Annotated in this window: 3 tRNA genes; all 3 read left to right on the plus strand. The window is 61.7% G+C overall.

Annotated features, from left to right (window positions below):
• The first annotated feature begins 2 nt into the window (after nucleotides 1-2).
• The 3 genes from CSQ85_RS12925 (at nucleotide 3) to CSQ85_RS12935 (ending at nucleotide 294) form a co-directional block, all read left to right on the plus strand.
• Nucleotides 3-76 (plus strand) — tRNA-Arg (locus tag CSQ85_RS12925).
• Between the two features lie 35 nt (nucleotides 77-111).
• A tRNA-Arg gene (locus CSQ85_RS12930) sits at nucleotides 112-185 on the plus strand.
• Nucleotides 186-220: 35 nt separating this feature from the next.
• Nucleotides 221-294 (plus strand) — tRNA-Arg (locus tag CSQ85_RS12935).
• The last annotated feature ends 1 nt before the right edge of the window (nucleotide 295 follow it).

Consider the following 295-nt stretch of genomic DNA (forward strand, 5'->3'; position numbering starts at 1 on the left):
ATGCGCCGGTAGCCCAGCGGATTAGAGCAGCTGACTACGGATCAGCAGGTCGCAGGTTCGAATCCTGTCCGGCGCACACCTCCTGACCGCAGGAGGGTAAACAAGCGGTATGCGCCGGTAGCCCAGCGGATTAGAGCAGCTGACTACGGATCAGCAGGTCGCAGGTTCGAATCCTGTCCGGCGCACACCTCCTGACCGCAGGAGGGTAAACAAGCGGTATGCGCCGGTAGCCCAGCGGATTAGAGCAGCTGACTACGGATCAGCAGGTCGCAGGTTCGAATCCTGTCCGGCGCAC

This window comes from Bifidobacterium rousetti (assembly GCF_008698235.1).
Classification (GTDB): Bacteria; Actinomycetota; Actinomycetes; order Actinomycetales; family Bifidobacteriaceae; genus Bifidobacterium; species Bifidobacterium rousetti.